This is a genomic window from Streptomyces roseirectus, from assembly GCF_014489635.1.
Lineage (GTDB): Bacteria > Actinomycetota > Actinomycetes > Streptomycetales > Streptomycetaceae > Streptomyces > Streptomyces roseirectus.
Map to the genome: position 1 here is coordinate 5866732 of NZ_CP060828.1, position 13953 is coordinate 5880684.

General features: G+C 70.4%; 7 protein-coding genes. 5 read left to right on the plus strand and 2 right to left on the minus strand.

Annotated elements, in window-relative coordinates:
* Nucleotides 1-120 precede the first annotated feature (120 nt).
* Complete coding sequence (locus IAG44_RS25035; protein ID WP_187749316.1) at nucleotides 121-864, plus strand: response regulator; 744 nt, start codon at nucleotides 121-123, stop codon at nucleotides 862-864.
* A 47-nt stretch (nucleotides 865-911) separates the two neighbouring features.
* Here the strand turns inward: IAG44_RS25035 and IAG44_RS25040 are convergent, their stop codons facing one another.
* Nucleotides 912-2114: a winged helix-turn-helix domain-containing protein gene (locus IAG44_RS25040; protein WP_187749317.1), complete on the minus strand. Its 1203-nt coding sequence runs from the start codon at nucleotides 2112-2114 to the stop codon at nucleotides 912-914.
* A 930-nt stretch (nucleotides 2115-3044) separates the two neighbouring features.
* Here IAG44_RS25040 and secA point away from each other — a divergent pair.
* Entirely contained in the window at nucleotides 3045-5885 is a 2841-nt protein-coding gene (gene secA / locus IAG44_RS25045; RefSeq protein WP_187749318.1) for a preprotein translocase subunit SecA, read from the plus strand.
* Between the two features lie 87 nt (nucleotides 5886-5972).
* Here the strand turns inward: secA and IAG44_RS25050 are convergent, their stop codons facing one another.
* A complete protein-coding gene (locus tag IAG44_RS25050; RefSeq protein WP_187749319.1) occupies nucleotides 5973-6542 on the minus strand; it encodes an Rv3235 family protein in 570 nt (189 codons plus the stop codon).
* A 303-nt stretch (nucleotides 6543-6845) separates the two neighbouring features.
* Here IAG44_RS25050 and IAG44_RS25055 point away from each other — a divergent pair, with 303 nt between their 5' ends.
* The 3 genes from IAG44_RS25055 to IAG44_RS25065 all read left to right on the plus strand — a co-directional run bounded on the left by IAG44_RS25055 (nucleotide 6846) and on the right by IAG44_RS25065 (nucleotide 13945).
* Nucleotides 6846-7364, plus strand: coding sequence for a DUF6912 family protein (locus tag IAG44_RS25055; protein WP_187749320.1), 519 nt, complete (start codon nucleotides 6846-6848; stop codon nucleotides 7362-7364).
* Nucleotides 7365-7441: 77 nt separating this feature from the next.
* The gene (locus tag IAG44_RS25060; RefSeq protein ID WP_187749321.1) at nucleotides 7442-8107 is read left to right on the plus strand and encodes an HAD family hydrolase; all 666 of its coding nucleotides are present in this window, start codon (nucleotides 7442-7444) and stop codon (nucleotides 8105-8107) included.
* A gap of 867 nt (nucleotides 8108-8974) precedes the next feature.
* Complete coding sequence (locus IAG44_RS25065; RefSeq protein WP_187749322.1) at nucleotides 8975-13945, plus strand: NAD-glutamate dehydrogenase; 4971 nt, start codon at nucleotides 8975-8977, stop codon at nucleotides 13943-13945.
* Nucleotides 13946-13953 lie beyond the last annotated feature (8 nt).

Consider the following 13953-nt stretch of genomic DNA (forward strand, 5'->3'; position numbering starts at 1 on the left):
CTCCGTCACCTCGTTGTCGCCAGGGCATGGAATCATGGCCAGGGCGGCTCAACAGGTGGGCCGTTGCCTCGGGTTGGCGATGGCACAGGACCAACGGCCCCAGCCTCAGGGGGAGGAACGATGGCGGACAGCTTCGGACCGATGCGGGACGAGGACGCGCGCGACGGCGTCGTCGGCATGGGCCCGGACGCGGGCACCTCGCGGGAGCCGATCAGGGTCCTCGTCGTGGACGATCACGCACTGTTCCGCCGCGGGCTGGAGATCGTGCTGGCGGCCGAGGAGGACATCCAGGTCGTCGGGGAGGCGGGGGACGGGGCCGAGGCCGTCGACAAGGCGGCCGATCTGCTGCCCGACATCGTGCTGATGGACGTCCGGATGCCGAAGCGGGGTGGCATCGAGGCGTGCACCTCCATCAAGGAGGTCGCGCCCAGCGCGAAGATCATCATGCTGACCATAAGCGACGAAGAGGCCGACCTCTACGACGCGATCAAGGCGGGGGCGACGGGATATCTCCTCAAGGAGATCTCGACGGACGAGGTGGCCACCGCGATTCGGGCGGTGGCCGACGGGCAGTCGCAGATCAGTCCGTCCATGGCGTCGAAACTGCTCACCGAGTTCAAATCGATGATCCAGCGGACGGATGAGCGGCGGCTCGTGCCGGCGCCGCGGCTCACCGACCGGGAACTCGAAGTGCTGAAACTCGTGGCGACCGGGATGAACAACCGGGACATCGCCAAGGAGCTGTTCATCTCCGAGAACACGGTGAAGAACCATGTCCGCAACATCCTGGAGAAGCTTCAGCTGCACTCCAGGATGGAGGCCGTGGTCTATGCGATGCGGGAGAAGATCCTTGAGATCCGGTGAGCCGTGTCCGGCTCCGCGCCCGGCTTCGCGCTCGGCTTCGGGGGCGGTCAGCGCAGGGCTGTGAACAGGGCTCGTCTCGTCTCGGTCGTCAGGGCCTCGTGGAGTTCCGGGGGGTCCACCCGTTCGATCCTGATGTCCCTGTAGCCGACCCAGCTCGCCGCTTCCACCAGGGCCTGGGCCACTGCCGGGACCGCCTTCGCGCCGTCCAGGGAGACCTGTTTCGCGACCAGGGTGCCGTTCTCGCGGGCCGGGTCCACTCTGCCGACCAGGCGGCCGCCCGACAGGACCGGCATCGCGAAGTAGCCGTGGACGCGTTTGGGCTTCGGGACGTATGCCTCCAGGCGGTGGGTGAAGCCGAAGATGCGTTCCGTCCGCGCGCGTTCCCAGATCAGGGAGTCGAAGGGGGACAGGAGCGTCGTGCGGTGTCTGCCCCTCGGGGGCGTCTCCAGGGCCTGTGGGTCCGCCCAGGCCGGTTTGCCCCAGCCCTCCACCGTCACCGGGACCAGGCCGGAGTCCTCGACGACGTCGTCGAACTGGTCGGCTCGGAGGCGGTGGTAGTCCGCGATGTCCGCGCGGGTGCCTACGCCCAGGGCCTTGCCGGCCAGGGCCACGAGTCTGCGGACGCACTCCCTGTCGTCCAGGTCGTCGTGCAGGAGGTGGGCGGGGATGGCTCGTTCCGCCAGGTCGTAGACGCGTTTCCAGCCTCTGCGTTCCACGCAGACGACCTCGCCGTACATCAGGGCCCGTTCCACCGCGACCTTGGTGCCGGACCAGTCCCACCATTCGCTGGTCTTCTTCGCGCCGCCCAGGTCGGTGGCGGTGAGGGGGCCTTCCGCGCGGAGTTGCTTCACGACCTGGTCGTACACGCCGTCCGGGAGGGGGTGGTTCCAGTGGGGGCGGTTGCGGTAGGCGCGGCGGCGGAAGGCGAAGTGGGGCCATTCCTCGATGGGGAGGACGCAGGCCGCGTGGGACCAGTACTCGAAGGCGTGGGGGCCGGTGGGGGAGTCGGGGGTCCAGTAGGCGGATTCCACCTCCTTGCGGGGGAGGGCGCCGAGGCGGGCGTACGGGATGAGTTCGTGGGAGCGGGCCAGGACGGAGATGGTGTCCAGTTGGATCGCGCCCAGGTGGCGGAGGGTGCCTCGGGGGCCCGCCTTGCGGTCCGGGGTGCCCAGGAGGCCCTGGGCTCGTAGGGCGATTCTGCGGGCTTCGTCCGCGGTGAGGGTGGTGGTGGGGGGCGGGAGGGGCGTCATGCCTTCGCACGATAGGGGGTGGGTCTGACAGTGGGGGTTGACCTGGGGTTTTCCTCGCCCCCGCCGCCCCTACCCGTCCCATCCTGAAGGGGCTTCGCCCCTTCAACCCCACCAGGGGCTCCGCCCCTGGACCCCGGGTGGGTGGGGTGAGGGGGAGTTCGGGGGTGGGCGGGGAGGCGTGGGCGAGTGGCTTGTGGGTGGGTGGGGAGGTGGGGTGAGTGGTCTGTGGGTGGGTGGGGCTGTGTGGGGTGGGGAGGAGGTGGGTTGGGGCGGGTTCGGGGATGGGGGAGGGAGCGAGCAGGGGTGGGTGGTCTGCGTGTGTGGGAGGCGTGGGCTGTGAGGCGGGCGGGAGTGGGGGTGGTTGTGGGTGGGGGTGACTCTGACGGGCCTTGTTCTCAGGTGGTGGATGGGCCGGCTGGGGTTGGGGTGAGGCGGGCGGTGCGGGTCGGGGTGGGGGTGGCCCTGACGGGCCTTGCCCTCAAGCGCCGGACGGGCTGGGAGGGGCTGAGGTCGGTGGGGGCAGTGGGGAAGGGGAGGGGCTGGCAGGTGGCGTGCGTGCCGTCCCGCTGTGCGTGCCGTCCCGTCGCACGTGTCGCCTCGGTGTATGCGTCGCCCCGTCGCCCCGTCGCCCCGTCGCCCCGTCGCCCCGTCGCCCCGTCGCCCCGTCGTGCGTGCTGCCCCGGCGTACGCCCCCGTCGCGTAGTCGTTCCGTGTGTGGTGTCGAAGCCGGGGGTGGGGTCACGATTCGTGCAATTTGGGGGGTGGGGGCGGCACTATCGGTGGGGCGTGGACGTTGTGCGGGGAGTAGGGAGTTGCGGTCCGGGGTACGGCGGGCCTCCCGGGGTGCCGGGGTCCTCGCATACGATGGCCGTTGCTCGACAAGTCAGAAGGAACCCGTCCCAGGCCCGACCGGCAAGGAGACCAACCCCCGTGTCCGTCCTCTCGAAGCTCATGCGTGCAGGCGAAGGCAAGATCCTGCGCAAGCTGCACCGCATCGCGGACCAGGTCAACTCCATCGAAGAGGACTTCGTCGACCTCTCCGACGCCGAGCTGCGCGCCCTCACCGAGGAGTACAAGCAGCGCTACGCCGACGGCGAGAGCCTGGACGACCTGCTGCCCGAGGCGTTCGCCACCGTCCGCGAGGCCGCCAAGCGCGTCCTCGGCCAGCGGCACTACGACGTGCAGATCATGGGCGGCGCCGCGCTGCACATGGGATACGTGGCCGAGATGAAGACCGGCGAGGGCAAGACCCTGGTCGGCACGCTGCCCGCGTACCTGAACGCGCTGTCCGGCAAGGGCGTCCACCTGATCACGGTGAACGACTACCTCGCCGAGCGCGACTCGGAGCTGATGGGCCGGGTGCACCGCTTCCTCGGCCTCGAGGTCGGCTGCATCCTGGCGAACATGACGCCGGCGCAGCGCCGCGAGCAGTACGCCTGCGACATCACGTACGGCACGAACAACGAGTTCGGCTTCGACTACCTGCGCGACAACATGGCGTGGTCCAAGGACGAGCTCGTCCAGCGCGGCCACAACTTCGCCATCGTCGACGAGGTCGACTCGATCCTGGTCGACGAGGCCCGTACCCCGCTGATCATCTCCGGCCCGGCCGACCAGGCGACGAAGTGGTACGGCGACTTCGCCAAGCTCGTCACCCGTCTGAAGCGGGGCGAGGCCGGCAACCCGCTCAAGGGCATCGAGGAGACCGGCGACTACGAGGTCGACGAGAAGAAGCGCACGGTCGCGATCCACGAGTCCGGGGTCTCCAAGGTCGAGGACTGGCTGGGCATCGACAACCTCTACGAGTCGGTGAACACCCCTCTGGTGGGCTACCTGAACAACGCCATCAAGGCGAAGGAGCTCTTCAAGAAGGACAAGGACTACGTCGTCATGGACGGCGAAGTCATGATCGTCGACGAGCACACCGGCCGTATCCTCGCCGGCCGCCGCTACAACGAGGGCATGCACCAGGCGATCGAGGCGAAGGAGGGGGTGGACATCAAGGACGAGAACCAGACGCTCGCCACGATCACCCTGCAGAACTTCTTCCGCCTCTACAAGCGCGCCGACCACGCGGGTAAGGAGGTCCCGGGCCTGTCCGGGATGACCGGTACGGCGATGACCGAGGCCGCCGAGTTCCACCAGATCTACAAGCTCGGCGTCGTCCCGATCCCCACGAACAAGCCGATGATCCGCAAGGACCAGTCGGACCTGATCTACCGCACCGAGGTCGCCAAGTTCGAGGCGGTCGTCGACGACATCGCGGAGAAGCACGAGAAGGGGCAGCCGATCCTCGTCGGCACCACCTCCGTCGAGAAGTCCGAGTACCTGTCGCAGCAGCTCTCCAAGCGCGGCATCCAGCACGAGGTGCTGAACGCGAAGCACCACGAGCGCGAGGCGTCGATCGTCGCCCAGGCGGGCCGCAAGGGCGCCGTCACGGTCGCGACGAACATGGCCGGCCGCGGTACCGACATCAAGCTCGGCGGCAACCCCGAGGACCTGGCCGAGGCGGAGCTGCGCCAGCGCGGCCTCGACCCCGAGGAGCACATCGAGGAGTGGGCGCAGGCGCTGCCCGCCGCCCTGGAGAAGGCCGAGCTGGCCGTCAAGGCGGAGAAGGAGGAGGTCGAGGCGAGCGGCGGACTGTACGTGCTGGGCACGGAACGGCACGAGTCGCGGCGTATCGACAACCAGCTCCGCGGTCGTTCCGGCCGTCAGGGCGACCCCGGCGAGTCGCGCTTCTACCTCTCCCTCGGCGACGACCTGATGCGGCTGTTCAAGGCCCAGATGGTCGAGCGCGTGATGTCCATGGCGAACGTGCCGGACGACGTGCCGATCGAGAACAAGATGGTCACCCGCGCGATCGCGTCCGCGCAGTCGCAGGTCGAGCAGCAGAACTTCGAGACGCGTAAGAACGTCCTCAAGTACGACGAGGTGCTCAACCGGCAGCGCGAGGTCATCTACGGCGAGCGGCGCCGGGTCCTGGAGGGCGAGGACCTTCAGGAGCAGATCATCCACTTCATGGACGACACCATCGACGCGTACGTCTCCGCCGAGACCGCCGAGGGGTTCGCCGAGGACTGGGACCTCGACCGGCTGTGGGGCGCGTTCAAGCAGCTCTACCCGGTGAAGATCACCGTGGAGGAGCTGGAGGACGCCGCCGGGGACCGGGCCGGGCTGACCGCCGAGTTCCTGGCCGAGTCCATCAAGGACGACATCCACGCGCAGTACGAGGAGCGGGAGACGCAGCTCGGCTCCGAGATCATGCGGGAGCTGGAGCGCCGGGTCGTCCTGTCGGTCCTCGACCGCAAGTGGCGTGAGCACCTGTACGAGATGGACTACCTCCAGGAGGGCATCGGGCTGCGCGCGATGGCCCAGAAGGACCCGCTGGTCGAGTACCAGCGCGAGGGCTTCGACATGTTCACGGCCATGATGGACGGCATCAAGGAGGAGTCCGTCGGCTACCTGTTCAACCTGGAGGTCCAGGTCGAGCAGCAGGTCGAGGAGGTGCCCGTCTCCGACGAGACGCCGAGCCTGGAGAAGCAGGACGCCGTTCCCGCGCAGGCCGGTTCGCGCCCCGAGATCCGGGCGAAGGGGCTCGACGCGCCCCAGCGCCGCGCGCTCCACTTCTCCGCGCCGACCGTCGACGGCGAGGGCGGCACGATCGAGGGCGAGTTCGACGCGGACGACGAGCCGGTGCGGTCGGAGGCCGACGGCCTCACGCGCGCGGAGCGCCGCAAGCAGGCGAAGGGGGCTCGCCGGCGCCGGAAGTGAGGCACGGGTGAGCTAGCGCTCCGCTGAGGCGGGGTCAGTGGTAGGGCCGGGCACTTGGTGTCCGGCCCTTCGCGTTGCGGAGGGCGCTCAGGGGGTCCTCGGGGGCCTGCCGGTCGGGCCGTCCAGTTCTACCGCTGTGCAGCGCCAGCGCCGGTCGGGGCTCAGTTCCAGGCGGAAGGCCATGGCGCGCAGGCGGGGGCCGGTGGTGAAGCGGGCGAAGACCTCCAGGGCGCCGGGGCGGGGGATCTCGTAGCCGATGTCCCTCAGGACGGGGGTGGTGCCCCGGACGGTGCTCAGGGGGCCGTGTTCGGCGAGCCGGGCGAGGTCGTCGTAGGCCCGGCCGACCGTGTGGCGCAGCATCGAGTGGACCGGGTGGCGGCCGCTCAGGACGGCGAGGAGGCGGTCCGCGAAGAGGTCGGCGGGGTGGGGCTGGGGCGGGGCGACGGGCCTGCGGGGGGTCTGGGCGGGGACGCGGGAGGCGGGGCGGTTGTCCGTGGGGCGGGTGCGGGAGGTGGGGCGGGCGGCCGGGGGACGGCCGCTGGGGGGTGCGGCGGTGAGGGTGCGGCCCGCTGTGCCGGGCGGGCGGCCTCCGGGGGTGCCCGGGGTGCCGGGGGCGGTGGTGCGGCGGTTCTGGGTCCTCGTCATGACCTTGTGCATGGCGGTGCTCCCCGTTCGATGTGGGCCCGGAGTCGTACCGGGCGGTAACTTTCTGTTGTGGATCTTGTACGGGGAGTGATGGACGGTTCGCAAGAGGGCCGGAATTCGGGGTGTGAGGGCGGGAAAGTCAACCGTTATGGGTGAGGCGGGAGGGGAACGTGCTGGTCAGGTGGGGGTGCGATGAGCTGGTTGTTTCGTGGGGTTGACGGGTTTTCGGAGGTGCGGGGGGACTCGAAAGGGGACCGCCGCACGTATCCTCGGGGTGGAGTCAAACGGAGTCATCGAGCAGGAAAGCGGCCGTCCATGCGTGTCTACGTTCCCCTGACCCTTCCCGGGCTCGCCGAGGCGTACAAGACGGGTGAGCTGGGAAGCGGCGGGGCGCTGGTCGCGTACGCCGTGACGCCCGCGCTGCGTGAGTGGTACCTGTCGGACGACATCGAGGAGCTGGAGTACGCGGCGCTGAGCCGTGCCGCGCTCGCGTCGCTGCGGCAGCTCGCCGCCGATCCGCAGGCACCCCGGCGCCGGGTGGTCGTCGCCCTCGACGTCCCCGACGGGCGTGCCGTCGCCGACCCCGATCGCGGGCTCGACCCCGCGGCCCTCGGCGAGGTGCGCGTCACCGGTGATGTCCGGCTGGGCAAGGCCGCCGCCGTCCACGTCGACGCGTCCGACGCGGATGCGGACGTCACCGCTGCGGCTGATGCCCTCGCGGCGGCGGATGCCGGGGACGACGACGCGCAGTTCGTGGTGGACGGGGCGGAGGATCACGAGTTGTTGTGGTTCGCGACGCAGGAGATTCCGGGGTTGGTGGGGCTGGGGGAGTAGGGGGGTAGGCCCCCTCTGACCTGCGTGGCAGTCCCTGTGGGACGTGGTTGTCAGTGGGGGCGGGTACGTTGGGGGGTATGGGGAAGCACGGCGGGGCGCACATCGTCTGGGACTGGAACGGAACCTTGTTCCACGACAACGAGGCGGTGATCGGGGCGACCAACGCGGCGTTCGCGGAGGTGGGGCTCGCGCCGATCACGATGGAGCGGTACCGGGAGCTCTACACGGTTCCGGTGCCGAAGTTCTACGAGCGGTTGATGGGGAGGCTGCCCACCGATGAGGAGTGGGAGGTCATGGACGTCCTCTTCCATCGGTACTACGCGCAGCACAGCGCGGCCTGTTCGCTCACCGAAGGGGTGGGGGAGCTGCTGGGGCGGTGGCGGTCGGCGGGGCACAGCCAGTCGATCCTGAGCCTGTACGAGCACGAGGAACTGGTCCCGCTCGTCCGGGGGTTCGGGATCGAGGCGCACTTCGTCCGGGTCGAGGGCCGGATCGGGCCCTCGGGCGGCAGCAAGGCCGAGCACATGGTCCGCCACCTCACCTCCCTCACCGGCGTCGACCCCCAGCGCACGGTCGTCATAGGCGACGCCTCGGACGACGCGCTCGCCGCCCGGCACGTGGGCGCCCGCGCGGTCCTCTACACCGGCGGCTCCCACAGCCGCACCAGCCTGGAGGCCGCCGGCGTCCCGGTGGTGGACTCCCTCGCGGAAGCGGTGCGGTTGGCGGAGGAACTGGCGGCGTAGGGCGACGCGGGGCCCTGCGTGGAGGGGTGCCGCAGGGTCTGTGCGGGGGTGTTGACGCGGGGCCTGGGGAGTTGGCGGTGGTGCTCCGCCGAGTGGTGCGGCAGCCCGGAGTCCGTGACTGGGCAGGTTCGGCCGGCTGGTGCGGTCGCGGCCATGAAGGGGGAGGCGCAGGGGCGGCGGTGCGTGTGGGACTGCTCGTCCAGTCGCGGCGTGTGTTGCGCGCGGCATCGGCGCCCCGCTGTCCCGCGTCCGGATTCCGCCTCCGAGCCCCGCCCTCCCCGTGCCTCACCCCGCACCGCCCCTCCTCCTCGTGCCGTCAGCGGTCCGCCCCCGAGGTGAGAGGTAGGTAGGAAACGCCCCCGGCGGTAAAGGGGTTGGGTGGCCCGGTGTGGTGGGCGCAAGGGGGCGGACAGGGGGAAGGTGGGGGGGTGTTTCGTGCGCGGGGTGTGCAGGGTGGCCAAGAGCGGTGCTCCGTTTTATACACATACGGCTCATGACGGGCCCCCGGTGCGGGGCGATAGCCTGGTCCCGTGATCAGCGCGATATCTCGCGGGGGTGCGTTTTCCCCTGCCCTGCGCCCGGTCGGCACGGAACAACTCCGGCACCGGGCGGCGGTCGCTGGTCTTCGCGGGCGAGGCGGGAAACCGGCGGCCGCAAGGACGCCGTACACACCTCGGACAGCGGCGCCGAGAGCGGCGTCACACCTTCGAGGGGCGTCGGGAACGGCCGATACGCCCTCGCTCATCTCCCCCCGCGGCATAGCGTCGAAGCAGACCGGACACCCCGCGTCGAGGCGTCCCGTGCCGGGGGAAGAGAACCGACTTCCTTCAACGTCACGCAACGGCGCGCGACAGGAGCCAGAGGACAATGCAGACCAAGCTGGACGAAGCCAAGGCCGAACTGCTCGAAAGGGCCGCCCGGGTCGCTGAGATCAGCCCGGCCGGGGGGCACCTACCGACCGGGACGACCGCGGAGGACACCGCAGGCGATCCAAGCACCCCCGGATCGGCCGTCGCGCCCCCGGACCACGACACCGTCCTCACCTTCCTGCAGCGGTACTACCTCCACACGGCCCCGGAGGACCTGGACGACCGCGACCCGGTCGACGTCTTCGGCGCCGCCCACTCCCACTACCGGCTGGCCGAGAACCGCCCCCAGGGCACGGCGAACGTCCGCGTGCACACCCCGACCGTCGAGGAGAACGGCTGGCAGTGCAGCCACTCGATCGTCGAGGTCGTCACGGACGACATGCCGTTCCTGGTGGACTCGGTCACCAACGAACTGTCCCGCCAGACCCGGGGCATCCACCTCGTCGTCCATCCCCAGTTCGTCGTACGCAGGGACGTCACCGGCAAGCTCATCGAGGTGCTGGGCGCGCCCGGCCCCGGGGAGCTGCCGCACGACGCGCACGTCGAGTCGTGGATCCACGTCGAGATCGACCGCGAGAGCGACCGCGCCGACCTCAAGCAGATCACCGCGGACCTGCTGCGCGTCCTGTCGGACGTCCGGGAGGCCGTCGAGGACTGGGAGAAGATGCGCGAGGCGGCCCTGAGGATCGCCGACGAGCTGCCCGCCGAGTCCGTCCCCGGCGACCTGCCCTCGCCGGAGGTCGTGGAGGCCCGTGAGCTGCTGCGCTGGCTGGCCGACGACCACTTCACGTTCCTCGGCTTCCGCGAGTACGAGCTGCGCGACGACGACTCGCTGGCCGCCGTCCCCGGCACCGGCCTCGGCATCCTGCGCTCCGACCCGCACCACGACACCGACGAGTCGCACCCCGTCAGCCCCTCCTTCGAACGGCTCCCGGCGGACGCCCGCGCCAAGGCCCGCGAGCACAAACTCCTCGTCCTGACCAAGGCGAACAGCCGCGCCACGGTCCACCGGCCCTCGTACCTGGACTACGTCGGCGTCAAGAAGTTCGACGGGGACGGCAACGTCGTCGGCGAGCGGCGTTTCCTCGGGCTGTTCTCCTCGGCCGCCTACACGGAGTCGGTGCTGCGGGTCCCCGTCATCCGCCGCAAGGTCGACGCGGTGCTGACCGGCGCCGGGTTCTCCCGCAACAGCCACGACGGGCGTGACCTCCTCCAGATCATGGAGACCTACCCGCGCGACGAGCTGTTCCAGATCCCGGTCGACGAGCTGCGCTCCATCGTCACCAGCGTGCTCTACCTGCAGGAGCGGCGGCGGCTGCGGCTGTACCTGCGCCAGGACGAGTACGGGCGCTACTACTCGGCGCTGGTCTACCTGCCCCGCGACCGGTACACAACGGGCGTACGGCTGCGGATCATCGACATCCTGCGCGAGGAACTGGGCGGCACCAACGTCGACTTCACCGCCTGGAACACCGAATCCATCCTGTCCCGGCTGCACTTCGTCGTCCGCGTCCCGCAGGGCACCGAACTCCCGCAGCTCTCCGACGCGGACCGGGACCGGATCGAGGCCCGGCTCGTCGAGGCCGCCCGGTCCTGGGCCGACGCGTTCGCGGAGGCGCTGAACGCCGAGTGCGGCGAGGAGCGCGCCGCCGAACTCGCGCGCCGCTACGGCACCGCGTTCCCCGAGGGCTACAAGGCCGACCACACCCCGCGCGCCGCCGTCGCCGACCTCGTCCACCTCGAACGGCTCGGTGAGCGCGAGGACTTCGCGCTCAGCCTGTACGAGCCGGTGGGCGCCGCGCCCGACGAACGCCGGTTCAAGATCTACCGCAAGGGCGAGTCGGTCTCCCTGTCGGCCGTCCTGCCGGTGCTCAGCCGGCTCGGCGTCGAGGTCGTCGACGAACGCCCCTACGAACTGCGCGCCGCGGACCGGGCGTCGTCCGCCTGGATCTACGACTTCGGCCTGCGCATCCCGCAACTCCTCGGCAGCGGCGACCAGTTGGGCGACGACGGGCGCGAGCGGTTCCAGGAGGCGTTCGCCGCGACCTGGACCGGTCGCGCCGAGAACGACGGCTTCAACGCGCTCGTGCTCGGCGCCGGGCTGACCTGGCGGCAGGCGATGGTGCTGCGCGCGTACGCCAAGTACCTGCGCCAGGCCGGGTCCACGTTCAGCCAGGACTACATGGAGGACACCCTCCGCACGAACGTCCACACCACCCGGCTCCTGGTCTCCCTCTTCGAGGCGCGCATGGCGCCCGAGCGGCAGAGCGCCGGACGCGAGATCGTCGACGCCCTCCTCGAAGAGCTGGACGCCGCGCTCGACCAGGTCGCCTCGCTCGACGAGGACCGCATCCTCCGGTCGTTCCTCACCGTCATCAAGGCGACCCTGCGCACCAACTTCTTCCAGAAGTCGGCCGACGGCGAGCCGCACGCGTACGTGTCGATGAAGTTCGACCCGCAGGCCATCCCCGACCTGCCCGCGCCGCGCCCGGCGTTCGAGATCTGGGTGTACTCGCCGCGCGTCGAGGGCGTCCACCTGCGGTTCGGCAAGGTCGCGCGCGGCGGGCTGCGCTGGTCCGACCGGCGCGAGGACTTCCGCACCGAGATCCTGGGCCTGGTCAAGGCGCAGATGGTCAAGAACACCGTGATCGTGCCGGTCGGCGCGAAGGGCGGGTTCGTCGCCAAGCAGCTCCCCGACCCGAACGTCGACCGGGACGCGTGGCTCGCGGAGGGCGTCGCCAGCTACCGGACGTTCATCTCGGCGCTCCTCGACATCACGGACAACCTGGCCGGCGGGGAGGTCGTGCCCCCGCGTGATGTGGTGCGCCACGACGAGGACGACACCTACCTCGTCGTCGCGGCCGACAAGGGCACCGCGACGTTCTCCGACATCGCCAACGCCGTCGCCGAGTCGTACGACTTCTGGCTCGGGGACGCGTTCGCGTCCGGCGGGTCGGCCGGGTACGACCACAAGGGCATGGGGATCACCGCGCGCGGTGCCTGGGAGTCGGTGAAACGGCACTTCAGGGAGCTGGGCGTCGACACGCAGACCGAGGACTTCACCGTCGTCGGCATCGGGGACATGTCCGGGGACGTGTTCGGCAACGGGATGCTGCTGTCCGAGCACATCCGGCTCGTCGCCGCCTTCGACCACCGGCACATCTTCATCGACCCGAACCCGGACGCGGCCGTCGGGTACGCCGAGCGGCGGCGGCTGTTCGAGCTGCCCCGCAGCTCCTGGGGCGACTACAACGTCGACCTGCTGTCGGCGGGCGGCGGGATCTTCCCGCGCAGCGCCAAGGCCATCCAGCTCAACGGGCACATCCGCGAGGCCCTGGGCATCGAGCCCGGCGTCGCCAAGGTCACCCCGGCCGACCTGATGAAGGCCATCCTCAAGGCGCCGGTCGACCTGCTGTGGAACGGCGGCATCGGCACGTACGTCAAGGCGTCCACCGAGACCCAGGCCGACGTCGGCGACAAGGGCAACGACGCCATCCGCGTCGACGGCGCCGACCTGCGCGTCAAGGTCGTCGGCGAGGGCGGCAACCTCGGGCTCACCCAGCTCGGGCGGATCGAGTTCGCGCTGGCCGGCGGGAAGATCAACACCGACGCCATCGACAACAGCGCCGGCGTCGACACCTCCGACCACGAGGTCAACATCAAGATCCTGCTCAACGGGCTCGTCACCGAGGGCGACATGACCGTCAAGCAGCGCAACAAGCTCCTCGCCGAGATGACCGACGAGGTCGGCCGGCTCGTCCTGCGCAACAACTACGCGCAGAACACCGCGCTGGCCAACGCCCTCACCCAGTCCGGCGACATGCTCCACGCGCAGCAGCGGTTCATGAAGCACCTCGTGCGCGAGGGGCACCTCGACCGGGCCCTCGAGTTCCTGCCGGCCGACCGGCAGATCCGCGAGCGGCTGGCGGCGGGACAGGGGCTCACCGGCCCCGAGACGGCCGTCCTCCTCGCCTACACGAAGATCACCGTCTCGGACGAGCTGCTGCACACCACGCTCCCCGACGACCCCTACCTCGCCGGACTGCTCCACGCCTACTTCCCGAGCGCCCTGCGCGAGCGGTTCGCCGAGCAGATCGACGCGCACCCGCTGCGCCGCGAGATCACCACGACCGTGCTGGTCAACGACACCGTCAACACCGGCGGGACGACCTACCTGCACCGGCTGCGCGAGGAGACCGGCGCCTCGCTGGAGGAGATCGTGCGCGCGCAGACCGCCGCGCGGGCCGTCTTCCGCTCCGCCGGGGTCTGGGACGCCGTCGAAGCGCTCGACAACCGGGTCAGGGCCGACGTCCTCACCCGGATCCGGCTGCACTCGCGGCGGCTCGTCGAGCGGGGGACGCGCTGGCTGCTCAACAACCGGCCGCAGCCGCTCCAGCTCGCCGAGACCGTGTCGTTCTTCGCCGAGCGGGTCGAGCTGGTGTGGTCGCAGCTGCCCAAGCTGCTGCGGGGGGCCGACCTGGAGTGGTACCAGCGGATCCACGACGAGCTGACCGGCGCGGGGGTGCCGGACGAGGTCGCCACGCGGGTCGCCGGGTTCTCCTCCGCCTTCCCGACGCTGGACATCGTGTCCGTGGCGGACCGGATGGGGAAGGACCCGCTGGACGTCGCCGACGTGTACTACGACCTCGCGGACCGGCTGCGGATCACGCAGCTCATGGACCGGATCATCGAGCTGCCGCGCGCGGACCGGTGGCAGTCCATGGCCCGCGCGTCGATCCGGGAGGACCTGTACGCGGCTCATGCGGCTCTGACGGCTGATGTGCTCGCCGTGGGCAACGGGACGTCCACGCCTGAGCAGCGGTTCAAGGTCTGGGAGTCGAAGAACGCGGCGATTCTCGGGCGGGCGCGGGTGACGCTGGAGGAGATCCAGGGGTCGGACTCGTTCGACCTGGCGAATCTGTCGGTGGCCATGCGGACGATGCGGACGATGCTGCGTACGCATTCGTAAGGGGTGAC